At 72.8% G+C, this 23,833-nt stretch carries 21 protein-coding genes; 6 read left to right on the top strand and 15 right to left on the bottom strand.

Going from position 1 to position 23,833, the window contains the following annotated elements; all coding sequences use genetic code 11:
• Positions 1-10: 10 nt before the first annotated feature.
• Genes HDA31_RS31320 through nocL form a run of 9 tightly spaced genes read right to left on the bottom strand, consistent with a single transcriptional unit; the run spans position 11 to position 12,207 of the window.
• The gene (locus HDA31_RS31320) at positions 11-1,021 is read right to left on the bottom strand and encodes a lantibiotic dehydratase C-terminal domain-containing protein (RefSeq protein ID WP_178066775.1); all 1,011 of its coding nucleotides are present in this window, start codon (positions 1,019-1,021) and stop codon (positions 11-13) included.
• Positions 1,011-3,623: a lantibiotic dehydratase gene (locus HDA31_RS31325; protein ID WP_178066774.1), complete on the bottom strand. Its 2,613-nt coding sequence runs from the start codon at positions 3,621-3,623 to the stop codon at positions 1,011-1,013. Before HDA31_RS31325 ends, HDA31_RS31320 begins: the two co-directional genes overlap by 11 nt.
• The gene (locus tag HDA31_RS31330; RefSeq protein WP_178066773.1) at positions 3,620-5,107 is read right to left on the bottom strand and encodes a nitroreductase family protein; all 1,488 of its coding nucleotides are present in this window, start codon (positions 5,105-5,107) and stop codon (positions 3,620-3,622) included. The genes HDA31_RS31325 and HDA31_RS31330 overlap by 4 nt, the downstream gene beginning before the upstream one ends.
• Positions 5,085-6,980, bottom strand: coding sequence for a TOMM precursor leader peptide-binding protein (locus HDA31_RS31335; RefSeq protein WP_178066772.1), 1,896 nt, complete (start codon positions 6,978-6,980; stop codon positions 5,085-5,087). Before HDA31_RS31335 ends, HDA31_RS31330 begins: the two co-directional genes overlap by 23 nt.
• Complete coding sequence (locus HDA31_RS31340; RefSeq protein WP_178066771.1) at positions 6,977-8,923, bottom strand: hypothetical protein; 1,947 nt, start codon at positions 8,921-8,923, stop codon at positions 6,977-6,979. The genes HDA31_RS31335 and HDA31_RS31340 overlap by 4 nt, the downstream gene beginning before the upstream one ends.
• Positions 8,920-10,203 (bottom strand): AMP-binding protein, encoded by a 1,284-nt coding sequence (locus HDA31_RS31345; RefSeq protein WP_178066770.1) that lies wholly within the window; start codon positions 10,201-10,203, stop codon positions 8,920-8,922. Before HDA31_RS31345 ends, HDA31_RS31340 begins: the two co-directional genes overlap by 4 nt.
• Positions 10,173-10,367, bottom strand: a complete 195-nt coding sequence (locus HDA31_RS31350; RefSeq protein ID WP_178066769.1) for a hypothetical protein — start codon at positions 10,365-10,367, stop codon at positions 10,173-10,175. Before HDA31_RS31350 ends, HDA31_RS31345 begins: the two co-directional genes overlap by 31 nt.
• Positions 10,364-11,050, bottom strand: a complete 687-nt coding sequence (locus HDA31_RS31355; protein WP_178066768.1) for an alpha/beta fold hydrolase — start codon at positions 11,048-11,050, stop codon at positions 10,364-10,366. The genes HDA31_RS31350 and HDA31_RS31355 overlap by 4 nt, the downstream gene beginning before the upstream one ends.
• A gap of 23 nt (positions 11,051-11,073) precedes the next feature.
• Positions 11,074-12,207 (bottom strand): 3-methyl-2-indolic acid synthase, encoded by a 1,134-nt coding sequence (gene nocL / locus HDA31_RS31360; protein ID WP_178066767.1) that lies wholly within the window; start codon positions 12,205-12,207, stop codon positions 11,074-11,076.
• A gap of 446 nt (positions 12,208-12,653) precedes the next feature.
• Between nocL and HDA31_RS31365 the strand changes: the two genes are divergently transcribed.
• The 3 genes from HDA31_RS31365 (at position 12,654) to HDA31_RS31375 (ending at position 15,338) form a co-directional block, all read left to right on the top strand.
• Positions 12,654-12,803, top strand: coding sequence for a thiocillin/thiostrepton family thiazolyl peptide (locus HDA31_RS31365; protein ID WP_089009173.1), 150 nt, complete (start codon positions 12,654-12,656; stop codon positions 12,801-12,803).
• A 154-nt stretch (positions 12,804-12,957) separates the two neighbouring features.
• On the top strand, positions 12,958-14,196 hold the full coding sequence (locus HDA31_RS31370) for a coproporphyrinogen-III oxidase family protein (protein WP_178066766.1): 1,239 nt from the start codon (positions 12,958-12,960) through the stop codon (positions 14,194-14,196).
• Positions 14,193-15,338, top strand: a complete 1,146-nt coding sequence (locus tag HDA31_RS31375) for a hypothetical protein (protein ID WP_178066765.1) — start codon at positions 14,193-14,195, stop codon at positions 15,336-15,338. Before HDA31_RS31370 ends, HDA31_RS31375 begins: the two co-directional genes overlap by 4 nt.
• Positions 15,339-15,353: 15 nt before the next feature.
• On the opposite strand, the gene HDA31_RS31380 is transcribed toward HDA31_RS31375, so the two are convergent.
• Positions 15,354-15,695: a hypothetical protein gene (locus HDA31_RS31380; RefSeq protein WP_178066764.1), complete on the bottom strand. Its 342-nt coding sequence runs from the start codon at positions 15,693-15,695 to the stop codon at positions 15,354-15,356.
• A 430-nt stretch (positions 15,696-16,125) separates the two neighbouring features.
• On the opposite strand from HDA31_RS31380, the gene HDA31_RS31385 reads away from it, so the two are divergent.
• Positions 16,126-17,487, top strand: coding sequence for a cytochrome P450 family protein (locus tag HDA31_RS31385; RefSeq protein ID WP_178066763.1), 1,362 nt, complete (start codon positions 16,126-16,128; stop codon positions 17,485-17,487).
• A gap of 74 nt (positions 17,488-17,561) precedes the next feature.
• Here HDA31_RS31385 and HDA31_RS31390 read toward each other — a convergent pair whose 3' ends face one another.
• The 4 genes from HDA31_RS31390 to HDA31_RS31405 are packed head-to-tail and all read right to left on the bottom strand — an operon-like array spanning position 17,562 to position 21,462.
• A complete protein-coding gene (locus tag HDA31_RS31390) occupies positions 17,562-18,398 on the bottom strand; it encodes a TylF/MycF/NovP-related O-methyltransferase (RefSeq protein ID WP_219824964.1) in 837 nt (278 codons plus the stop codon).
• A gap of 39 nt (positions 18,399-18,437) precedes the next feature.
• Positions 18,438-19,385 carry an NAD-dependent epimerase/dehydratase family protein gene (locus HDA31_RS31395; protein ID WP_178066762.1) on the bottom strand — a complete coding sequence of 316 codons (948 nt, stop codon included), beginning with the start codon at positions 19,383-19,385 and terminating at the stop codon, positions 18,438-18,440.
• Positions 19,386-19,433: 48 nt separating this feature from the next.
• The gene (locus tag HDA31_RS31400) at positions 19,434-20,630 is read right to left on the bottom strand and encodes a glycosyltransferase (RefSeq protein WP_178066761.1); all 1,197 of its coding nucleotides are present in this window, start codon (positions 20,628-20,630) and stop codon (positions 19,434-19,436) included.
• A gap of 1 nt (position 20,631) precedes the next feature.
• A complete protein-coding gene (locus tag HDA31_RS31405) occupies positions 20,632-21,462 on the bottom strand; it encodes a class I SAM-dependent methyltransferase (RefSeq protein WP_178066760.1) in 831 nt (276 codons plus the stop codon).
• Between the two features lie 347 nt (positions 21,463-21,809).
• Between HDA31_RS31405 and HDA31_RS31410 the strand changes: the two genes are divergently transcribed.
• Complete coding sequence (locus tag HDA31_RS31410; protein WP_178066759.1) at positions 21,810-22,424, top strand: dihydrofolate reductase family protein; 615 nt, start codon at positions 21,810-21,812, stop codon at positions 22,422-22,424.
• A gap of 16 nt (positions 22,425-22,440) precedes the next feature.
• On the opposite strand, the gene nshR is transcribed toward HDA31_RS31410, so the two are convergent.
• Positions 22,441-23,361, bottom strand: a complete 921-nt coding sequence (nshR, locus tag HDA31_RS31415; RefSeq protein WP_178066758.1) for an NshR/TsnR family 23S rRNA methyltransferase — start codon at positions 23,359-23,361, stop codon at positions 22,441-22,443.
• Positions 23,362-23,502: 141 nt separating this feature from the next.
• Between nshR and HDA31_RS31420 the strand changes: the two genes are divergently transcribed.
• Positions 23,503-23,820, top strand: a complete 318-nt coding sequence (locus HDA31_RS31420) for an ArsR/SmtB family transcription factor (protein WP_246384200.1) — start codon at positions 23,503-23,505, stop codon at positions 23,818-23,820.
• Positions 23,821-23,833 lie beyond the last annotated feature (13 nt).

A 23,833-nucleotide genomic window follows, 5' to 3' on the forward strand; every position in this document is an offset into this window, starting at 1 on the left:
GTGGGGTCGGTCAGGAAGCGGTGTGCATCAGGGCGCCGAGGCGCTGCGCCCGTTCGGCGCGGGTCTGCTGGAGCAGGTCCTCCTCCGGGGCGGTGCCCGCCCACTCCGCGAGCACGTGGTGCCCCAGGAACCCCAGGAACGCCTCCTGCTCCGGGGCCAGACCGAGCCGGTTGTTGTGGGTGTGCAGATAGCTGACCAGCAGCACCCGGCGGCGGCGCGCCGGGTCCGCGTCCGGGCCGGCCAACGTCACCGCCGGCAGCACCGTCGGATCAGCGTCCGCCGCGGCGACGGCCGCCCGTACGGCCGAGCTGTAGCCGTCGGCCAGCGGGCGCGCGGCGAGCAGCCGCCTGGTCTGGGCGGCCACCGGCTCCCGGCGTTCCGCCAGCAGCCGCGGCCAGGTGTCGAGGAACTCGTCGAAGATGTAGGGCGACCACATGAGGCAGTAGTGGCGCAGGAACGCGGCCGCCTCCGCCGGAGACAGCCCCGCCGCGTCGAGTCCGCGCAGCATCATCGTGAATCCCAGGCCCAGGCGGCGGCCGGGCCGCTCGATGACCCGACGCAGAGCGTCCAGCACCAGCGCGGCGCTGCGGTCGAAGAACTCCTCGGCGACGGCCACCCCGGCCGGCCCGCCGTACTTGTCGAGCTCGGGGACGTACGGCGCCTCCCGGACCGTGCCCGGCGGGTACGTGCCGCCCGGCGCGACGCCCTCCAGGGCGGCCATCGTGGGCTGTGCCGTGCGCGCGAACTCGTCCAGGTCGAACGAGTGCTCCTCCGGATGTGCGCGCAGGTACCGCGTCAGCGCCCCGGACAGGTCCGCCACGACGGCGTCGGCGTCCACCGGCGCGCACCGGACCCGTATCCGGACGTGGTGGCCGCCCTCCCAGTACCGCAGGAAGAACGCTCGACGGACGCGGCGCTGCGCCCGCAGGTCGGCCAGCGCCGGGCCCAACCCCTCGGTGAGGAACACGTCCTGCCCGTCCAGCCGGTGGACGTGCACACTGCGCCAGACGTCACCCGACATCGGTCACCCCCCGGTTGAACTCCACGAAGAACTCCTCGGCTCCGGTCGCCCCGTCCTGGTCCGCCGCCCCGGGCAGGCACTCCTGCAACGCCACGGATCCGCCCCGCAGCGCCCTCGCCTGCTTCGCGAACACGTGGGTCAGGAAGGGGTTGCGCGTGTCCAGGTAGTGCGGCTTGTGCAGGCGGGCGCTGCGCGCCTCCAGCGCCCACTGCCGGGTCTCGGCCAGCAGGTCCCGCTCGCCGTGCGGCACCGCCCGCGGTGGCACCAGCCGGAAGAACACCTGCCGAGGCAGGCCGACGGACCGCCGCCAGCCGTCGAAGTCGGCCAGCCCCTGTGCCTCGTACCGCTCCAGCCGCGCCAGGTCCGGCAGGTCGTGGACGTCGAACCGCCACGACCGGCGGTTAAGCACGAGGTCGCCGAGGAGCAGCCGGGGGCGCGGCCCCACGTACGGCCCGTCGGCGCGGTCCAGCTGGTCCCACAGCCCGCCCCGGTAGGTGCGGGTCGGCGCGAAGACGCACAGGAAACGGTAGAGCATCGGTGCCGCCGCCGGGTAGAGGAAGTTCAACGGCACCAGGTCGATCGGCTGCCCGTCCCGCCCGGAGACCAGCGCCAGGCGGTGCCCCTGCGGGTCGGCCCGCACGGTGAGGTCGGCCAGGGTCAGCGGCGCGGGGGCGTCGGGCGCCGGCACCGACCCCGGGTACACCAGCTCCAGCGGGCTCAACCGGGGATGCAGGTTGAAGTTCAGGCCCAGCACCACCGTGACGTCGGTCTGCCGGGGGCCGGTGCGGGCGATGTGCCGGCGCAGCGCCGCCGCCAGGCTCCAGCCGTCGCCGTCCTCGGGTTCCAGGAGGTCGCAGAAGCGGGAGAAGAACACCCCGCGTCCGGTGGTCATGCCGTTGACGACGGCGGTGCCGCTCCCGGCGTCGAACTGCACCCGGTACGCCGCCGAGGGCCACGGCGCCACGGCGGGCGGCAGCCGGTCCACGAACGCGGTGAGCTCGGCCGGATCCAGGACCAGCTGCTCGGCGGCCGGCTCCGCGGCCAACCGGGACCGCAACAGGCCGAAGAAGTCCTCGCGCAACCCGTGCACCGTCTCGGCGGTGGGATCGGCGACGCCGCACATCACCGCACTGGCCTCGGCCGGCGGCAGCTCGGCGAACCTCCGGTACACCTCGACAAGGGGCACCTGCGCGGTGGCCCCGAACTGGCGGACGAAGAACCCGTACAGGCCCACCTTCTCGATGGTGGCGTCGTCCAGGACGGGCACCAGCCGCTGCAACAGGTCCAGGTTGTCGCGGTTGGCGGCGAGCACCTGCGGCCGCCAGGTGCCGGGCCGGCCGGTGGTGCCGACGTCCTCGTAGAGCGCCGCTCGCATCGCCTCCGGCGCGGGGGGCGGGCCGCCGCACACCTCGGCGAAGCGGTGCACCAGCGCCCTGAGCTGGGCGAGCAGGTCGGTGCGCCGCCGGGCACCCGCGGCACCGTACGTCCGCTCGATCGCCCGCAGACGTTCGAGTAGCTCGGCGCAGGTCAGCGCCTGCGGGGTGCCGAGGCCGCGCAGCCGGACGGCCGCCTCGCCCGCCAGGTCGGTGGTCTGGTCCGGCAGCCCGAGCCCGCGGTGGCACAGCCCCAGCCGGATCAGCTTTTCCACGGTGTCCCGAGCGGACGCCTCCGGCAGCCCCGCCACCACCAGCCGTCCGCACAGCTCGGTGACGGTCAGGTCGCCCGCGCCGAGGGCCGCCGTCAGGGCGCGCACCAGGTCGGTGTGCCGGGCCACGACCACCTTGTCCGGCTCGAACCCGTCCTCGGACCCCTCGATGGGGCGGCGGACGAAGACCGCCTGACCGTCGCGGACCGACAGCGAGTTGTTCAGCCGGACCCGGAGCAGGTCGTCCGCCCCGTCGATGCGGTGCAGCTGGTGCAGCATCCACATGACCAGCCCGACGCTGAGCCGGACCTGGGTGCGCCGGCTGGCCGTCGGGCCCCCCGCCTGCCACGGCCCGGCCCCGATCTCGGTGAACGCGCCGAACGGCGAGGGCTTCAGCGCGACCCGGTAGGCAAAACTGGTCACCGTGCTCTCGGCCCGGCGCGTCCGGCTGGCCTTGCGCCTGGCCTCCAACGGGTTCGACGCGTAGGCCATTACCTCCCGGTAGACGTCCTCGCCGGACAGCTGCACCCCGCGTTGGAAGTCCTCGCCCCGGGCGACCTCGGCGAGCGCGTGCCGCCCCTCGGCCAGTTCCGTGGCCAGCACCTCGTCGACCGTGGCCGCCAGCGCGTCGGCGGTGGCGCGTTCGGCGCACCACTCGTCGAGCAGGCCGCGCACCGGCCCGGGCAGCAGGTCGGGGCGGGACGGCGGTGGCGGCGTGCGGTCGTTGTGCACCGCCCGGCGGATCGCCAGCAGCTCCCGGCGGTGCTCGGTGGCGCTGAGCGGGACGGCGGCGTACAACGCGTCGGCCAGCTTCTCGCGCAGCGGAGCCCGCCGCCGGGCCGCCTCCTCCACCTCGTCCCGCAGCGCCCAGAACCGCTCCGGCACCAGGCCCCGCAGCGCGGGCAGGCCCAACGTGCCCCGCCGGAACAGCATGTACGGGCTGAAGTCACCGGTCATCGGGGCCTCACCGCCACCTCCCACTCGTCGTCGGCACGTACGGCACCGACGCAGATCTGTGCTTGCGCGCCGTCGTCCTGCCCGTCCAGGCCGTACGCGGCGTCGACCGCAGGCGCGTCGAAGCCAAGGAACGGGTGGTTACCCAGGTCCACGGCCGTCGCGGCGAGGACGGTCGCCTCCATCGCCACGCCCACCGCCAACTGCTGCGTGCGGTAGTGCCGGGCCGACCGGCACCCCTGCGCCGGAGAGGCGACGACGTGCACGGTGAAGGCGGCCAGCTCGGCGTTCACGCCGCTGCCGAACAGGGCGTCCTGGAGGCGGGGGCCGAGCTGGGGGTCGAGCCCCCGGCCGACCGGCGCGAGCAGGTCGCCGAGGTGCTCGTACCAACCGGTCGGCACGCCCCGCACCCGGTGCGCCGCCACGAACAGCCGCACCCGCGGCACCGTCGGATCGGCGCGGTCCCGCAGCAGCGTCCCCGCCGCGTCGGCGTGGCGCAGCACGGTGGACAGTTGCGCCAGCTCGGCCGGCCGGCCGGTGAACGCCCGGCCGCCGGAGCGGCGGCGCACGATCACCCGGGGGTCGTTGAGGTCCACCGGCACCGAAGGCGGCAGTGCCACCGCCCCGGCACGGGTCACCCCCGGCGGCGCGTCGGGAGCCGCCGGGGCCCGCGCCGGACCCGACGGCGGCACCTGGGTGCCTGCCTGGACCACGTGGGCACTTGCCTGGACGAGGTCGAAGACGGGGGACCGCTTGACCCGCCGGGACCGCTCCCGCAGCCTGGGCGCCTCGCTCGGCATCGGCCCGGACGCCGCGGACACCCCGCTCCCGCCGGCCTCCTCCGGGTGGCCACAGCCGACGACGGCATAGCCGCTCTCGTCCCGGCCGTCCAGCCCCAGCGCGGCGTTGAGCGCGTCGTCGACGAAGTCGGTGCGGACCCACGCCGTCCCGAACTCCGCCTCGGCCAGCCGCAGCACGCGTCCGAGCACCACGCCGGCGTCCACGGCCCCGAGGCGGAACGAGAAGTCGCCGTACTTGTAGAAGTTCTTCCAGAACCGGCTGGTCAGGACCAGCACGACGGGCGGCAGGGCGGCCCCGGGCGACAGGCGCAGGCCCGCGCGCACCAGGCGGCCCGGCCGGTCCGCCGACATCGCGAGCAACTCCATCCGGTACGGATCGACGTGCCAGAGCCGTTCCGTGCGGGCGCACACGACGTACACCTCGGTGGGATGCATCGCGCCGCCGGAGGGCACCGCGCGCCGCAGGGTCGCCCGCGTGCCCCGGACGGCGGTGACCGCGACCGACCCGCGCAGCACCCGGGCCAGCGGTCCCTCCGGTGCCACCCGGGTCCCGCCCTGGTGCACCTTCACCGGCCACGGCCCGTCCGCATAGTCCACCCGCCAGTCGGGCGGGTTGACCGACTGCGGGTCCTCCCGCAGCCGCCGCAGGTGCTCCGGGATCCGCTCAGGGGAAGGGGTGCGGGACAACGCCCACCTCCTCCTCGGCGGCCAGTTGACTGCGGTACGGCAGGCCCGCCCCGGCGGTGAGGCGTGGCAGCCCCTCGGTGCGCCGGTTGAGGTGGCCGAACGTCATCGGCACCAGGCCGGGTACGATCACCCGGGTGCAGTGCAGACCGTTGCGGGCCAGCTCGGGCATCGTCTGGTCGACGACCAGCACGTCGAGCCCGACGGCCAGCAGGTCGCCGACGGCCCGGTGCAGATCGCCCCGGATGTCCGGGTCGTGTTCGGCGAGGGTGCCCGGGATCTCGTCCAGCGCGACGGTCGGCCGGGCGGCGTCGAGCAGGAACGCGTAGCGGTCGCGCGCCTCGGGCAGCGCGCCCACCAGGGAGTGGTCCTCCATCCGGCGGATCAGCGTGGGGTCGTCCAGCATCCGCAACGCCTCCGGCCGCCGTCGTGGATAGCTGTGCCGGGTGGCCAGGATGCTGCCGATGAGTTCGTGGAGCCCACCGGTGACCGCCTGCCGTGGATCCGGGTGGGCCCCGGAGCCGGCGAGCACGGCCGGCCCGTCGCCCGGCCGAGCCCGGCACGCCACCAGCCAGAACGTCGGCAGTTGGTATTCCATCGTCGACTGGAAGCAGCGGACGTCGAAGCCGGTGAAGAGCCGGGCCTTGCGCAGCAGCGCGCCCAGCTCGCCGTCGGTGGGCAGCGCGACCTCCGGCAGGGCCAGCCGCCGGTACCAGGTGAGCAGGAACGAATCGCGCTCGGCCACCTCGCGCAGGCCGTGCAGGATGGCCTCCTCGACCGAGTTGCCGAGGGCGCACCCGTTAGACGTGTCGTAGCAGAACGACACCTCCTGGTCGTGCCGCGGCCCCCAGAACGCGGACCGCTCGGGCACCAGGACCCGGTGGCCCGTCCGGAACGAGTACGCCCACACCCAGTCGACGACGGTGCGCGGGTCGAAGGCCCGGTAGCGGAAGTCCTCCCGGGCGTACGAGCTCGCGGGGTGGGTGCCGAGGCGGGGCGGGTACAGGGCCCGGTCCGCCACGTCGGCGTACGCCGCGCGCACCGGGGCCCGCCGGCCGCCCCGGTGCAGGCCGGCGTAGCGTTCCAGGCCCTCCAGCACGGCGATGCTCCGGCTGTCGGCGTAGCTGCGGGCCCGGCCGATGGCCGGCTCCCGCCGTCCCCAGCGGGTGGACAGCTCGACGGAACATGCCCCGTACGGGCTCTGCAGGTCCTGCCGGAGCTCCTTGAACAGCCCGAGCCCGGAGAACAGGTAGTCGGTGCCGAGGGTCGCGGGGTCCAGTTGTCGGGTGCGCAGGGTCGTCGGCGTCAGCTTGGGCAGGGCGGTGTCGACCGGGGCGAACGAGGGCACGGTGGTCGTCGCCGGCCGGCCGCAGCCGGCGCAGGTCGAGTCGGGCAGCAGGACCTGGGGCTCGGCCGTGCCGACCTCGGTGTCCAGCACGAGCACCCGCCCGGGGTCCAGCAGGACGCCGTCCAGGGCGGCCTGCGCGTAGCGTTCGACCATCCCCATGGCGGCCGGGCGCAGCGACCACGTTCGGGTGTCCCGGCCCGACGAGTCCGGCATCGCGTCGCCGTCCAGGTCCGGCCCGAACGGCGAGTTCGCCACGCGGCTCACCAGGCAGCGGGGGCAGCCGGCCCGGCTCGGCGTCCACATCGGACCGACGTACACCAGGGCGCGCCACGTGCCGACGAACAGCAGGGACTGGCCGAGCCCGACGCATTCCACCATCGTGTCGTGGTGGCTGTCGACGGCGTCGAGCTCGGCGACCAGGACGCGTACCCCGGCGCCCGGGTCGGCCGGCCGGTTCAGCCGCGCGGCGAGGTGCCGGGCCAGCAGACCAGCCCCGACCACGTCCACCGACGGCACCGTCGTCGTCATGCCGGCACCCCCGGCACGGCCACCACGTACGCCTGGTCGTCGAGGAAGCCCAGAAGGTGACCCAGATCGAGGCCCGGCGACCACCGGGCCCGCCGGTCGAGCCGGGCCAGGGCCTCCGACCAGGTACGCACCGGCGGGGCCAGCTGGGCGGCCCGGACCGGCCCGCCGTCCACGGCGGGCACGAGGTCGTCCGCGACCGCCCGCAGCAGGGCGTTGTCCCGGGCGTGACCGACGGTCAGGCCCAGGCCGGTGACGGTCCCTGTCGGGGTGTCGAGCACGACTCGGACGAACCCCGTCACGTCGTCGGTCACGGCGGTGATCCGCCACGGGCCGCGGGTGGCGAGTTCGTCGGCGAGGAACGTGCCCACCGGCCCCGGCGCCTCGTCGACGGCGGGCAGGGCGCGGCCCGGCGGCACCCCGGGCGGGGCGGCCTCCGCCACGGCGGCCGGGGCCCGGCCCCGCACCGCCTCGGGCCGGGCGGCCTCCGCGACGGCGAGCCGGGCCCGGTAGCGGGCCTCCGCCCGGGACCAGCCCGCGCCGACCCGCCAGCCGTCGGCGAGCAGCCCGGCGGGGCCGGCCAGTTCCCGGGCTAGTTCCTCCCAGACCGCCAGGACGACCTGGTTGCGGGCCTCGCGGGGGGACACCGCGCGGCAGACGATGCGGGTGACGCGGGGCGTCCGGACGCTGCTGTCGGGTCGGGCGATCCGGCACGCGCTCCCCGCCAGCGGCACCTGGTCGAGGTCCTCCTCGCCGAGGGCCAGGACCGGCCCGACGACGGGGTCGGTCCAGCCGGCGCAGGCGGTGACGATCCGGTCCGCGACGGCGAGGACGTCGGCCGTGTCCTCGGGGGCCGGCACGTCGGGACGGACGAGGTCGTTCTCGTCGCCCGAGGGCTCCGGCCGGGACCGGGATGCGGCGCGCGGCGATGTCGCGGCCGGCCCGTGCGACGGGCAGCGCGGGTGCCGGCGCGGCTGGTGCGAGCGCACCACCGGGGCGACCGGTTCGACGGTCGTGATCCGCGCGAACGCGGGCTGCGGCACCCCTGCCAGCACCGTGAAGGCGTGTTGCGCCAGGTGCAGGGCGGCGATCGCGGCGGGGGCCGCCGCCAGCGGCAACGGGTCAGCGGTGGTCGCCGCCGCCCGCGCCGCCGTCCACCGGTGCAGACAACCCCAACAGCCGTCCGCGCCGCCGGGCAGGGCCACCGTGAAGTCGCCGCACCGGCCGAGGACCGACAGGAGCCGACCCTCGTCGCGCAGCCGGGCCTGGGCCGTGGCGAGGTGGGACACCACCGTCGGATCGTCGCCGTCCGCCTCGTCGGCCAGCAGCACCAGCGGCGCGTCCAGCCGCGCGGCCCGGTCGACCAGCTCCGCCGGCTGGATCTGGTCCACGTGGTGGAGGTCGTACCGCACCTGGGCGTCCCGGCTCTCGGCCGCGGCGAGAACCTCGGCGACCCGCTCGTCGTCCGACTTGGTCACCACGAGGTGCAGGCGGGCCAGCCCGAAATCGGTCAGCGCGCCGAGCAGCGCGGTGAGGGCGACGCCCCGGCCGGCCACGAGCAGCGGTGCCGACCGGGCCCGGTGGAATTGCGCCACCGGCCGGTCCGCGTGCAGGTCCAGGAAGTCCAGCTGGGCCGGGTAGAGCTGGCGGAGCCGGTCCGGCACCGGCTCCGTCGGGTGCCGCACCTCGCCCAGGAAACCGTTGGCGTCCAGGGTGGCGACCAGCTCCAGCACCGAGCGGCGGGCCACGTCGGGCAGCCCGCAGACCAGGTCGTCCAGCGTACGTTCGCCGTCGAGGTTGCCGAAGACGGCGGCGACGAGCCGGTACGCCCCGCCGCCGCGGATCGTGAACGAGCCGGCGTTGTTGCTCAGCCGCACCCCGTCGGGCCGCCGGACGAAGAACGCGTCCGGCCGGATGCGCAACCGCCGCGAGTCAGGTGTCATCATCGCAACTTCCCGTGCGCGTTGTACGCGGCACCCGCCGCCTGCTCGGAGAAGACCTGCACGTCGGCCGGCCGTTCCAGCTCGGCGAGGCTGCGACAGTGTTCGTGGACGGCGGCCGGGTCGACGTCGCCCACGATCCGGGCGACGAGCCGTTCCAGGCCGGAGTCCCGGCGCTCGACCAGCACCCGCGCGTCCGACACCCCAGGCAGGACCAACAGGTGCCGCTCGATCGCCCGGGGATAGACGAGCACCCCGCGCAGCTTCTCGCCGCCGTCGACCCGACCCTCCAGGCACAGGTTGCCGGCGGCGTCGAGCCGCCCGTAGTCCGTGCTCGCGACGTGGTCGCCGGTGGCCTGCGGCGACTGACCGGGCCGCCACAGGTAGCGGCAGCAGTCGGGCCCGGCCACCGCGACCCGGCCCACCCCGCGCTCGTCCGGCTGGTCGATCCACACGGTCTTGCCGGGGATGGGCTGGCCGACGTGCTGGTTGTGGCCGGGGTCGTGGTCCACGGCGATGGCCCCGGTCTCGGCCGTCCCGTACAGGTTGGCCAGCGAGACCCCCCGGAACCGGTCCCGGATCAGGTCGACCCGGGTCTTGGTGACGTGGCCGCCGCCGAGGAAGAGGCTCACGTGCCGCATGTCGACGGGGGCCGCGGTGCCGACGCAGGCCGCGGCGGTCACCGCCGGCACGCTCAGCACGAAGGCGTCCCGCGCCGCCTGCGCCACCGACGCCCAGTCGTGCGGCGGGAAGACGACCACGTCGCGCTGTAGGAACAGACCGGGCAGGATGACCATGAAGAACGCCGCCGAGAACTGCAGCGGCAGGCAGGTGGCGAGGACCTGCGGGGTGCGCCCGTCGAACGCGGGCTGGAACATCGCCCGCTCGTAGTGCAGGGCGACGAGCTCCCAGGCGTCGGCGTGACCGATGGCGATCTTCGCCGTCCCGGAGCTGCCGGAGGTGGCGACCCCCCAGAGCGGGCGGTCGGTGGGGCTCGGCAGGGGCGAGCCGATGTGGTGCAGGCCGGGAGCGATGCGACGGCCTTCGGCGCCGACGCTGTCGGGCGTGGCCCACAGCAGGGTGGTGTCCGGGACGGACGCCACCGCGAGCAGCGCCGCCACCGAGGCCAGGCCGACGGACGGATCGACCAGGTACGCCCCGCCCGGTCGCACCTCGGCGACCCGGTGGGCCGCCAGGTCCCGCCACGTCGCGTGCTCGCCACCCCAGCGCACGCCGCCGGTGGCGGACGGCGCGGTCAGGAAACGGTGGAATGCTGCTCGACCCATGCCACCCACCCCTCGATGGTCAGCGGCCCGTCCTCGGCAGGCGTGCCGTAGCCTTGGTTCGTCAGGTACGTCCGGATGACCACCGACTCCAGCGAGTCGAGGGTGCGATGGGGGTCCTCCTCCTGTACGAGGTGGGTGAGCTGGGCTCGCAGGTCATCGCTCACTGCCGCGGCTCCTTTCGCCAGAACGCCTCGACGGCGCTGTTGAACTCGTCCGGCGCGTCGTGACTGGCGATGTGTCCTGCGCCGTCGATGACATGTCCGTGCACCCGTGGTCCGAACCGGCCCGCGTCGCGAGCGGCCGCCAGCTCCACCGACTTGAGCGTTCCGTTGATCAGCAGGGTGTCGGTGTCGAGCGCGGCCAGCGCCTCCGGGCGGACGAGCGCGGTCTCCTCGTACGCCCGCTCGACGTGGGCGGTGAAGGCGGCCAGCGTCGCCCGCCACCGTGCGCCGTGCAGGCGGTCGTACTCGGCGACCAGTGCGGGGTCCCTGTCCACCAACGGGCCGAACCCGGCCAGCAGGGTGACGAAGACGTCCCGCCGCAGGCCGGGCGCGAAGCCGGTGAGGACAAGCGACTCGACCAGGTCCGGCCGGGCGGTTGCGCACCGCACGGCCAGCGGCCCGCCGAGGTACGACGCGGCGACCAGCCGTGCGGGTGCGCCGAACCGCTCGATGACGCTCGTGACGTAGTCCAGCGCGGTGTCCAGATAGTCGGGGTCCGCGTCGAGGCGGCACCGGCCGTGCCCGGGAAGGTCGACCGGCACCACCCGGTACCGCCCCTCCCAGGCGCGGATCTGCCCGCTGAAGTGTCCGTAACCGGTGCCCAGCAGCCCATGCAGCAGGTACACGGGCGGCTGGTCGGCCTGCCGGTTCAACCGATTGCGACGGTCGCCACGCCGGCGGGATCGACGAAGTGGTCGACCCGCATCCCGTTGGCCTGCAACCGGCTGAGGATGTGTCGTGGTCGGCGCAGGTCGGCGACGAGGAACTGGGAGGTGTTCGCGTCGTTCTGCGCCTGGGTGTCCGCCCGGTAGGGCGCCACGTCGGGGCTGCCGGGGCTGAAGACCCCGGCCAGGCCGACGGCCTTGTCCTGGAACTCCTGCGGCTCGCGGGTGGTGAGCACGAGGCGCTGCTCGGGGCAGGTGAACGCCACCACCGCGAGCATCCGCAGGTAGTCGTCGTCGGTCACCCGGGTGGTGTCGCGGGAGGCGTTCGCGGGGCGCATGCGGGGCAGCGACAGGTCCACCACCGCGCCACGGGCGTGCAGGTGGGCGCCGTGCGCGACGAGGTCGACGAGTTCGGCGGCCAAGTCGTCGTGCAGGCCGACCAGCACGCCCGGGTTGACGTACCGGAAGCCGGCGTCGAGCCAGCGGTCGAAGGAGACGACCCGCCGGTCGAAGTCGGCCTTGGGCACCTCCTGCGGCGTCCGGCCCATGAACCGCTTGTACGTCTCCCGGTCGTAGGACTCCTGGAAGACGCACATGGTGACGGGCTCGGCGGGCCGGATCCACTCGCCGAGGACGTCGATCTCGTCGGGCTCCATGCTGCCGATGTTGAAGTAGATGCGCTCGAAGCCCATGTCCAGCGCCTGCCGCATGGCCCAGCCGATGCGGAACGCCGTGCTGAGCCGGGTGTACTTGTCCTGGTACTCGCCGGTCAGGAAGCCGACCCCGCGAATGCCTTCGTGGGTGTAGAGGATGTCGAGCTGTTCGAGGATCTCGGTGCGGCCCGAGAACTTGCGCTCCATCCGGGTGTTCCCCTTGCGCATCGAGCACATCTTGCACTCGGAGTCGCAGTGGTTGGTGGTGTAGAGCGGCACGAACGTGTGCAGCCGAGGCTCGCGGACCGCACACCGGGCCTCGGCGGCGGCGATGAGCTCCCCGGTGGAGATCGTCCGGTCCTGCCACAGGGCGAGGGCCACGGCCGGCCGGCCGACGGCAGGCTCCTGGCCGACGGGCAGCGCCAGCGCGGCCCTCGTGTCGACCGTCCCGGCCTCCTTCTGCACTGCCGCGAGGTCCGGTTTAACGAAATTCGATGAGGCTGTGGCGTGCTGATCCCTCACGACATTCCCTTCCGGCGGTCGGTGGTGGCGCAATCTGCCGTTGACGCCCTTTTGCGGAATTGATGCGCTCCGCTGGGTGGCTTCGGTGACGCTACCTCGACAGAGTTGCCGGATACAACCACCCTTGACAATGCGTAAAGGTCTAGGTAAGGGCTGATCGATTGTCGGATCGTATGGGCTCTAGCTGCGGAGACATGCTCACGCCGTGTCGATGCTTGACGTCTTCGATGCCATGGTTGTGGCCGCTCGATAACAGGGTTATAGCGCCTTTGTAGTCAGAATCTACTTTGTCGATAATTGTTTCGAGAACCTTGACAGGGTGCCCGGGCGATTCATAACTTCGTCTCCGGGGCCACATTGGGAACCGTGTTTAGAAAGAGGTGGCGAATATGGAGAACGAACTCTCGACTCTCGACATCGACGACCTGGAGATCTCGGAGTTCCTGGACGAGAGCCGGCTCGAGGACAGCGAGGTCGTCGCGAAGGTGATGTCGGCGTCCTGCACCACCTGCGAGTGCAGCTGCAGCTGCTCCTCCTGATCACCCCCGATCGCCCGGGTCCGCCGACACACCGCCGGTGACCCGGCGTAGGGAAAGCTCGCACGGCTGGGCGTGTCCCGTGGCCAGACGGCCCCGGCGTCACGGGGCACGCCTGGACGGCAGCCATGCCGCAGACGCTCGAAAGGACCGGCTGATGACGATCGCTCCCGCCGCCGACAACCAGCTCGGCCTTCCCAGCAGCACTGCGGACAGACGCGTCCTGATGCTGTACGTGCACGTGCCGTTCTGCCACTCACGCTGCACGTTCTGCGACTGGGTGCAGGCGATCCCCAACCGGGACCTGCTCCGCAAGCCCGGCGACTCCGTTCGTGAGAAGTACATCGACGCGCTCTGTCGGGAGATCCGCGAGCGCGGCGCCGAACTGGCCGGGACCGACGCGATGTCGTACGTCATCTACTGGGGCGGGGGGACCGCGAGCAGCCTCGACAACGACGAGGCAACCCGCGTCATGACGGCCCTGCGGGACGCGTTCGACCTCAGCGCGGTCGCCGAGGCCACCATCGAGTGCAGCCCCGACACCGTCGACGCGGAGAAGCTGGCCTTCTTCCGGGAGCTCGGCTTCAACCGGGTGTCCAGCGGGGTGCAGTCCTTCGACGACGAGCGGCTGCGGCAGCTGGGCCGCCGGCACAGCGCCGACCAGGCCGTCCGGCTCACCCATGCCGCCCGCGAGGTCGGGTTCGACGACGTGTCGATCGACATCATGTCCGGCTTCCCCGACCAGGATCTCGACGAGCTGCGGCACACGGTCGACCAGGCGGTGCGGCTGCCGATCAACCACCTGTCGCTGTACTCGTTCCGCCCCACCCCTGGCACGTTCATGCGCCGCCGCATGAACCCCGACGAGAAACGCGGCTACCTCCGCGACCAGAAGCACCTGTTCACGCAGGCCCGCCGGCTCATCACGGCTGCCGGGCTGACCGAGTACGCGTCCGGCTACTTCGGGAAGGTGTCGCCGTTCGCCGCGATGTACTTCCAACTGCGCGCGGACACCGTGGGCTTCGGCTCCGGCGCCATCTCCCTGGTCAACCGGCAGTTCCTGTCGCATCGCAAGGGCCTGCTGCACAGCTACGTCGACGCGCCCACGAGCTTCGACATCGCGGTGCCGGCCAGCCAGGACCGCGTCCTGATCTCGTTCCTCCAGGCTGGCCTGGCGATGTTCGACGGCGTCCTGCGCGACGAGTGGCGCGTCTCCACCGGAACCGACCTCGACGAGGTGCTCGCCCGCCCGGCCATCGCGCCGCTGGCCGACTTCCTGCGGGGACGCGGTCTCATCTGCGACGAACGCGGCATCCGGCTGCCGATGCGCAACGTCGGCGTGACGCTCATCGAGCTCGCCTTCGAGATGGCGATGTCCCAGCCGGAGCTCGCGTGACCGACACCGGCCGCCGATGGTGGGAGCTGGAACTCGTCGTCCCGGCGGAGCACTGGTGCGCGACCGTCGCTGAGGTGGGTGGCTCGCTGCTGCGGACGACTCGGGGCGACGCGGCCCCGATCGCCGACGCCCTCCTCGTCCGCGACGTCACCGCCCAGGGCGTTCCCGCGCTGTATGTGCAGGCGCGGGCCGCCTCCGGTGGTGACCTGGCGGAGGCGTACCGTGCCCTGCTCGGCGGGCTGCCACGGGCGTTCCCGATCGCCACCGACGTCATCTTCGACCTGCCGGGGCCGTCGGGTTCGACGACGTCCGGTGCCGTGGCGACCGCCGCCACCGCCGTGGTACGCCCGGCCAACCTCGTCCCGCTTGCCGGCCCGGTCTTCGGCGGGTCGGCCCTGCCGGCCCTCACTCGTGCCTTCCTGCGGCAGGTCGGGCCCGTGCTGGTGCAGCTTGCCGCCGCCGGCCGCCGGCAGCGGCAGTCGCTCGTGCAGGAGGCCCTGTCGGTGATGGCGGCGCAACTGGCGGCGCAGGGACCGTCGGCCGCGCCGGGCGCCTCGGAGCTGGCGCTCAACGGGGTGCCCCTGGGCTTCGTCAGCTTCCGGTCCCATGCCGAGGCGTTCCTCAGCACGTGCCGCGATCCGGCCGCCGCCCGTGCCTCTATGGACGAACGCTACCGGCGCGCGCGGTCCCTCGTGGACTCGACGGTGGCGGGCGTCTTCCGGGCGGCCGACGCCGGCCTGCTGCGGGACGGGCCGGCAGGGCTGTGGTACGCAGTCGCCCGCGCCGCGCGGCGGGACTTCGAGGGGGCCTTCCGGGCCGGCGACGTGCGGGTGGCCGCGCCGGCCGATCCCAGCACCCACGGCAACGACCTGGCGCGGAGCGGCTTCCACCGCAGGGCGGCCGCCTCCGACACGCTCCAGCGGTACATCCAGGGCGACCCCGCCTTCCTGGCCGTCCGCCTCGGCACCAGCCTGCTCTACCTCGGGCTGCACTCGGCCGGCCTGACGATGGCCGAGCGCTACCTCCTCTGCTATCTGGTCAGCCGTGGCTGCGAGACGCTGAGCGGCACCGACGCGCTGTCGGTCCTGGAGAGCCTGTCCGCGCCGGCCCACTCGACCGACGCGGCGTCGACCGGCCGGTGAGGCTCCGCCCGGGCGTCAGGAGAGCGGGCCTGGCCCGTCCCCCCGCATCGGGATGAGCGGTGCCGCACCGCCGGGGACGTACTCCCTGGGCCGGGTCAGCGGCACTGCCGTGGGGTCCTGGTACGCCATTCCCAGGCCGGCCATCAGCGCACCGACCGCGCTGGCCCCCTCGACCGCGGCCTCGACCGAGAAGTATTCCCGCCGGGTGGGCCGGTAGCCGATCAGTTCGCCCACCCGGGACGCCGCCGGCGGCCGGCCGTACGCGGACTCCTCGTTGTCCCACAGATAGACCGCCCCCCAGGTCTCGCCCTCCGGACCCGTCGAGGAGACCCAGATCTTCTGTCGCAGTCCGGGCACCTGTGAATATGCGTCGACGGCGTAGTCGCGAAGATATTCCCGCAGTGAGGACACCGTCTGTTCCGACTGGGAGAGATTCCACAGAATGATGGAGCAGTATAGGCGGTCGTCTGCCACGGAGTCCCCCTCGATAAGCGGCCGTCACTGGCAATCCTAGAAGAAGAACAGGTCGGCGAACAGTGCCCGACGTGGTCGGTGGGCTCGCGGCCAGCAGCTGGCGGTGCGGGCGTCTCCATTCAGCTAAAGGCCTGGTACACGCCCGCTAAAGACGCGTTCAACGCGTCTTTCTATTGACCCGGATAATCGTCGACCGGCTTGTGGTGCACAGATTGCCGCGCTATCTTGTGGACCCATCGACCGGCATCCTCCCTGCTCGTTCCGTGCCCCGATCTCATGGCCAGAGGATTCGCCTCCTGTCAGCGGAGTTGAGATGAACACCGAAACGGAAAGAACCCTAGCCGACGGCGGCACCCCGGAAACCGCCACTCCGGGGTCGCCGGTGGACCCGACGCCGGCGTATCCGTTCGCGCCCGAGTGCCCCTTCCGGCTCCCGCCGGAGCTGGCCCGCCTACGCCGCGAGGCACCGGTCGCGCGGGTCCGACTCGCCACCGGCACGCCGGCATACCTGGTCAGCAGCTACCAGCATGTCCGGCAGGTGCTGACCGACGAGCGGTTCAGCCGACGGCCGGTGCGGGCCCGGGCCGTCGACGGCCAGCTGGGCAGACCGCCCGAGGGTCAACGGGGCGGACCACCCGAGGGTCGGCCGGGCGGGCCTGACGCTGGCCGGCCGGGTGGGCCGCCCGCCGGCCCTCCCCGTCCCGCCGCGCCCGCCTTCGACTTCGGCCTGTCGGTCGCCGACCCGGCGGACCACGCCCGCTGGCGGCGGCACGTCAACCAGGTGTTCAACGCTCGGCAGGCCGAAGCCATGCGGCCCCGGGTCGCGCAGCTCGTCGAGAACCTGCTCGACGAGCTGGCCGGCGTCCCGCAGCCGGTGGACCTGATGGAGCACTTCGCCTTCCAGCTGCCGCTGCGAGTGTTGTGCGCCCTGTTCGAGGTGCCGGACGACCTCCGCCCCGCCTTCGAGGAATGGGCGGCGTCGTTGCGGGCGAGTGGCGCGTCGATGGCGGCTTTCGGCGCTGTGATGTCCGGCCTGCACCGCGCCGCCGTCGAGCTGGTCGCCGCCCGGCGTGCCCGACCCGGCGACGGCCCGCTGTCCCAGCTGATCCGGCAGCCGGGCGCGCTGTCCGATGACGACCTGGTCTCCACCGTGCTCCTGCTGGCGATCGCCGGCTACGAGACCGTGGCGACCCAGCTCGGCAACGGGCTGCTCGCGCTGTTCCAGCATCCCGCCGAGCTGGCCCGGTTGCGGTCGGGCGAGCAGCCGTCCGACGACGCCGTCGAGGAGATCCTCCGCTATGCCCAGGCCAGCACCGGCTTCGCCGGCATGGTGTACGCCACCTGCGACGTCACCGTCGCTGACGTCGTGATCCCGGCCGGGGCGGCGGTGTTCGTGTCGATCGACTCGGCGGGGCGCGACGAGCTGCGGCTGCCGGATCCCGAGTCGTTCGACCTCTCCCGTGGGTCGGTCAACAGCCATCTCGCGTTCGGGGTCGGTGCCCACTTCTGCCTGGGCGCGCCGCTGGCCCGGGTCGAGCTGCAGGAGTCCCTCGGCCGGCTGTTCGCCCGGTTCCCCGACCTCGCGCTGGCCACCCCGGTGGCTGACGTGGTCATGGTCAGCAACCGGTTCAACCGGCGACCGGCCCGGCTCGACGTGCGGCTGCGGGCCGACTGAATTGGGCGGACGCGGCGGGTCCCCGCCCGACCGTCCGGGTGGACGGCGGACGGGGACCCGCGGTGGAGGACCCGTCAGGATTCCTTGCGCCAGTAGACTCCGCACCGGTCGATGGTGAACAGGTCCGGCTCCGGCGTGCCGGAGGCCTTCAGGTAGTCGTGCACGGCCTGCCGGCACTCGTCCAGGAAGTGGTAGTCGTCCACGATGACGTAGCCGCCGGGCGAGACCCGGGGATACAGGTGCTCCAGGGTGGCGTGGGTGGAGTCGTAGAGGTCGTTGTCCACCCGCAGGATCGCCAGCCTCCGCACCGGCGCCGTGGGCAGCGTCTCGGCGAGCCACCCGGGCAGCAACTGAACCTGGTCGTCGAGCAGGCCGTAGCGGCGGAAGTTCTCCCGTACGTCGTCCTCCGAACCGCCCCGGAGGAACAGCGCCTTCATCGCCTCGGCGGCCTGCCGGCGGCCGTGGTCAGCCCCGGCGGCCAACTCCGGGTAGACGTCCTTGAGCTGGTAGCGGGCCTCGGCGGGCGGCTCCGGGAACCCCTGGAACGAGTCGGCGAGCCACACCCGGCGGTCCGTGACACCGTGTGCCCTGAGCACGCCGCGCAGGAAGATCATGGCGCCGCCGCGGCCGACGCCGGCTTCTAGGAAGTCCCCAGGTACGCCGTCGCGCAGCACCCGCTCGGTGAGTTCGCGCAGGTTGTCGAGCCGGGCGAAGCCGACCATCGTGTGCGCCTGGCTCGGGCAGTCGAGCCCCTCGACGCGGGCGTCGAGACCGAACGGGACCTGCGGTGCCCACGGCGGGGAGATCGGCGGGTCCTGGTAGATCACGTTCGTCACGCACCGCTTGAGCAGGTCCAGGTAGAGCTGGACTGCGCTGTCGCGGGGCGGGTCTGGGCGTACGGAATCTGTCACGGTCGTGGGTCCTCTCTCGGCGGCGCGGGTCGGGCGGGGTCAGCCGGCGCGGCGGAGGCCGTTCGGCGCGGTCCAGTGCTCGCCCTCGGTCTTGATGAACCAGTCGACCGTGTCGGCCAGACCGTCGGACAGGCTCCGCAGGGAGCCGGGATCGATGCCGATGGCGCGCAGCGTCTCCGCGTCCGCTGTGACGGGCGTCTTCGGGTCCTCGCCGGGACGCATCGGCAGGTCGACGATGGGGACCGGGTCGAAGCCCCGGTCGACGGCCAGCCCGATCGCGATCTCGGCGAGCTGGCGGATGGTGGCCGACCGGGTGGGACCCACCTCGACCACGTCGACGACCTGCCCGGCCGCCACGGTCTCCAGGGCGGAGACCAGCGCGCGGGCGACGTCGCCGACCCACACCATGTCCGACACCTGGTGCCCGCCGCCGTACAGCTCCACGGGCATGCCCGACAGCGCCCGGCACACCACGGCCGGGGTGATCTTCCGAACCTTGCTCGACCCGAACGGCGCGGCCGCGAGCTGTCGCGGCCCGTAGGCGTTGACGACCCGGACGCTGCTGATCCGGGTCGCGCGTTCCGCGTTGTACATCCGGACGAACCGCTCGATGGTGGTCTTGGTGATCGAGTACGAGTTGTTCATGGTGTGGTTGCCCACGCAGATGTAGACGCCGGGCAGGTCGTACTGGGCGACCGCCTCCAGGAAGTTCAGGCCGCCGAGGACGTTGATCTCGGCGGCGGGGCGCGGGTTGCTGATCGTCTCCTGGGTGCCGAGCACCGCGGCCAGGTGGACGACGGCGTCGCAGTGCGCGGCCAACTCGACCATGGCGGTGGCGTCCCGGACGTCGCCGAGCATCACCTCCCACGGCGGGGCCGACGCCCGGCGTTGACGGTCGAAGGCCACGGGCTCGTGGCCCCGCTGGGCCAGCTCCTCGCAGACGTACGTGCCGATGAATCCACAACCTCCGGTCACACCGACCTTCATGGCAGTCCTTTCCACACTCGACGGTTGCTCACGGCCGAACGGGTTCGATCACCGAGCCGCGGCCGCGACGAACGACCGCAGGTCGGCGGCCATACGGTCCAGCGGTGGCAGGGCCCGCATCCGGCGGCGCAGGTCCGCGGCGCGGGTCCGGTATCCGGGATCGCGCAGGACCGTGGTCATCGCCGCGCCGAGCGCCGCCGCGGTCACGGCGTCGGCGTCCAGCTCCACGGCCACCCCGAGCCGGGCCAGCCGCGCGGCGCTGGCGGGATGGTCGCCGAACAGGGGCAGGGCCACCATGGGTACGCCGGAGTCGATGGCCTCCCGGACACCGTTGAACCCGCCGTGGGTGATGAACAGGTCGCAGGACGGCAGGAGCTGGCGCTGCGGGACGAACGACTCCAGCCGGACGTTGGCCGCCCGCGTCCCGTCCCAACCGTCCGGGTCGTGCCCCGACCCGATCGCCACCACGGCCCGCACCGGAAGCTGCCCCAGCGCCTCGACGGCGGCGTCGAGCAGGCTCGCGGCCCTCGGGTCGAAGCGGGGCGCGTTCATGCCCAGGCTCATCAGCACGAGGGGTTCCTCACCGTCGGGCCCGGAGACGCCGGCGGCTGCCGCCCGGTCGACCTGTTCGTCCTCGGTGGCCGGGCGGTAGTAGGTGGCGCTGGGCCAGCGCAGCTCCGCAGGGTAGAAGATGTCCGGCACCAGCCCCACCCGGAACGGCCGTGCCGGGTGCCAGGGGTCGTCGACGGCGGGCAGGTCGAACTCGGCCCGCAGCCGGTTGAGTTCGTCCAGGGCGCCGGGCCGGGAGCACGGCGACAGCGGCGCGATGTCCACCGTGGCGTACGGCACCCCGAGGGTCTCGGCCGCCAGGTAGCCACCCAGCTCGGTGCACTCCCGCAGGACGCAGGTGGGCTGCCACCGGCGCAGCAGCTCGACGACCTCGGCCGCCTGCCGACCGGTGTGCGGAGTGATGAAGGGGTGGGCGGACGCGGGCGACCTCCCGCCGCCGACCGGACGCGGGGCCACCGGAGCCTGCGCGGCGGCGGCCCGGGCACTGAGCAGCTCGTCTATCGTCTGCATGCTCGGCACGGTCAGCGCGGGGAACCCCGCCGCCTCGATCAGGTCGGTGACCCCGGGCCCCGACACGACGGCCACCTCGTAGCCGGCGTGTCGGGCGGCGCGGGCCGCCGCCAGGGCGCCGACCAGGTGGCTCGGGTTCGGGTGGGTGGTGACGGCGACGCGCATGTCAGAACCCGACCAGCTGGGGTGCCGGCGCGGCCCCGCCGCCGGAGTAGAGCTTCGAGTAGACCGCCCGCAGGCCGGTGTTGTAGCGCTGCCAGGCGTCCGGCGTCATCGTGACGTTGGCTGCGGTGTGCCGGCCGAGCCGGAGCGTGGCCTTGGCCTCGATGCCCGGACGGGCCGCCACCGCCTCCGCCACCTCGCCGGCCGTGAGGCCCGCCGGGTCCCAGGTGGCATAGAACTTGCCCTTGGTGAAGGCCAACGGGATCAGCTCCCCCGTCAGGTACTGCTCCCACAGTGCCATCGCCACACCCGGGATGTGGGCGCTCGACCAGTCGTCGACCACCACCACCCCGGCAGGGCCGAGGACTCGGCGGGCCGTCTCCAGATCGGCGCGGGCCACCCCGTAGGTGTGCCCACCGTCGATGTGGACGAGCCGGCACGAGCCCGCTGGCACCGCTTCCGCCAGCCCCTCGGACGGCCTGACGTGCATTCGCGGTAACCGGTCGTGGAACCGCAGGTAGTTCTTTTCGAAGTCGGCCTGGCACAGGTCGGGATAGAATGCCGTGTTCTCCTGCTCGTTCTCGCCGCTCATCCGCGTGCCGGAATCGAAGATGTCGCAGACGGACAACGATTCATCCGGGCCGGGGAAGAATCCCAGCAGAATGGCGCTCTTGCCTTTGTAGGCGCCGATCTCCAGGACGTCGCCACGAAATCCCCGTCCCAGCTGGAGATCGTTGAGGACGCTGAGCAGGTGGGCGTCGGTGGGGTAGAGCCACCCTTCCACGTCGTCCCGGCCGGGATCGCCAACGAATTCGAGGTAGTCGGCCAGAGTCATGTCAGCCACTCGGTTCCTCTCACGAACGGATGATGGGCGAAGTGCCGGGACGTCGATCTCAGTCGTTCGATGTGGCGCCGGGAACGGCGGTGGAACGGTCAGGTGTGCGGGCGAGCCTAGGATCGCGCTCAGTTATATGTCAACCGGCGTCTATTCTTTGGCTGGTACTCCAGTGCGTTTCGACCGCTCCTTGAGTGAGATTGTGGCGAGCGGCCGGGGCGGGTGCCTGCCGGGTGTCCACCCGGCGAACGCGAAAGCCTGGCCGAAGTCGCGACTACCCTGGGGCCCGCCGACGAGTTTGCGATGATGCGTCGGTCTACCTCTTGACTCGTGAAGGGAGCACGCCGATGGCAAAGGTCATCTCCACACTCTTCATCTCCGCCGACGGGGTGGCCGAGATCGATCCCGACTGGCACATGCCGTACTTCGACGAGAACATGGGCCGCGCCGTCGGCGAGGACTACGACGCCGCCGACGTGCTGCTCATCGGCCGCGAGACCTACGACAGCTTCGCCGGGGCCTGGCCCGACCGCGAGGCCGCGGGCGGCGACGACGCGCCGTTCGCCAAGCAGCTCGGGGACATGCGCAAGGTGGTCGTCTCCCGTCAGCCGCTGGAGTTCTCCTGGCGCAACTCGGAGCTGGTCGACGGCGACCTCCTCGATGCGGTCGCCGCCCTCAAGGCCGACGCCGGCATCCGGGGCATCCTCGTCCCCGGGTCGATCTCCGTGGTGCAGCAGCTCCTCGCCGCGGGGCTGGTCGACGAGCTGCGGCTGCTGGTGCATCCGGTGGCGGCGCGCAAGGGGCGCAGGCTGTTCGACGAGGGCGACGCGCCGTACCACCTGAGGGTGACGGCGACGGAGGCGTATCCGACCGGCGTGCTCCGGGTGATCTACGCCCCGACCACGACGCCCGGGAAGGTCGGCTACGACGAGGTCAAGGAGCAGGTGCCCGCCGGGAGGTAGCGCGGACGGGGCGCGGTCAGCGGCTCCGGCGGCCCGGGAAGGCCGGTCGGCTGGGCCGCCCGGCGCCGCGCCCCGCGGCCGGCCGCGGGGCCTGGGGCGGCTGCGGGGCCCGGGGCGGCTGCGGGGCGCGCCGTCGGTCGACGAGGTTCCAGTGGGAACGCTCGTAGAGCGCGATCCCGGCGCAGACGGAGACGTTCAGCGACTCCGCGGCCGGGTTGATGGGGATCGACACCGTGTGGCTGGCGACGCTCTCGAAGGAGCTCGACGTGCCGGTCTTCTCGCTGCCGAGTAGGAGGCCGAGCTGCTCGTCGGCGTCGCGCAGGTCGCCGACCGCGAGGTCGCCCTCGGTGTCGAAGGCGATCAGCGGCACACCGGTGCGTCGGAAGTGGTCGATCGCGTCGGCGCGCGACGCGAGCACGATCGGGAGCGAGAAGACGTAGCCCCGGCTGGCCCGGACCAGGCGCCGGTCCGCGATCGTGGTGAGGTCGCTGTCCACGAGCACGATGCCGCCGGCGCCGAGCGCGAAGGACGTGCGCACGATGGCGCCGATGTTGCCGACGATCTTCACGCCGTCGAGGACGACGATGTCGCCCGTCGTGCGGGCCAGCTCGTCGAAGCTCCACGGCCTCGGCACCCGGGCGATCCCGAACGCCTTGGGCTTCTTGTCCGTCTTGAACAGGTCGTTCATGATCGGGGCCCCGACCAGGCGGACCGGGATGTCCCGCTGCCGGCAGGCCGCGAGCACCTCGCCCGGGACGGGGGTGGTCTCCACCCCGTAGACCTCGATGAACTCCAGCCCGGCGCGGATGCACTCCACGAGCGGCTCGGCGTCCTCGATGAGCACGGTGCGGACGACGGATCGCGAGTGCTTGGTGACGTCGGCGATCCGCTGCACGGCCGGATCCGACCGGTCGGTGATGACGTCGGGGCTTACCACGAATCGACCCTAACAGAGCCGTGATCGGCCCCCGTCCGTGATGGACCGGCGCGGGTCCGCCGCCGGTCACGCCGGTGCCGCCGAGTCGCTTGCGTCGGGCGTCCACCGCCACTAACGTACAACCATATGGTTGTAGAAGTGGTGACCGGGGAGCCTGCCGACCGCATCTTCCACGCCCTCGCGGACGCCACCCGGCGCGACATCGTCGCCCGGGTCATCCGCCACGCGGAGTCCGTCTCGGCGCTCGCCCGGCACTACCCGATGAGCTTCGCGGCCGTGCAGAAGCACGTCGCGGTGCTCGAACGGGCCTCGCTCGTGACGAAGGAGAGGCGGGGGAGGGAGCAGATCGTGCACGCGGACATGACCGTGCTCCGCCGGGCCGCCCGGCTCCTCGAGGCGTACGAGGAGATCTGGCGGGAACGTGTGGCCCGCATCGACCAGCTGATCGCCGAAGACTGAGAGAGGGAACCGA

Origin of the sequence: Micromonospora carbonacea (assembly GCF_014205165.1) — a bacterium.
GTDB lineage: Bacteria > Actinomycetota > Actinomycetes > Mycobacteriales > Micromonosporaceae > Micromonospora > Micromonospora carbonacea.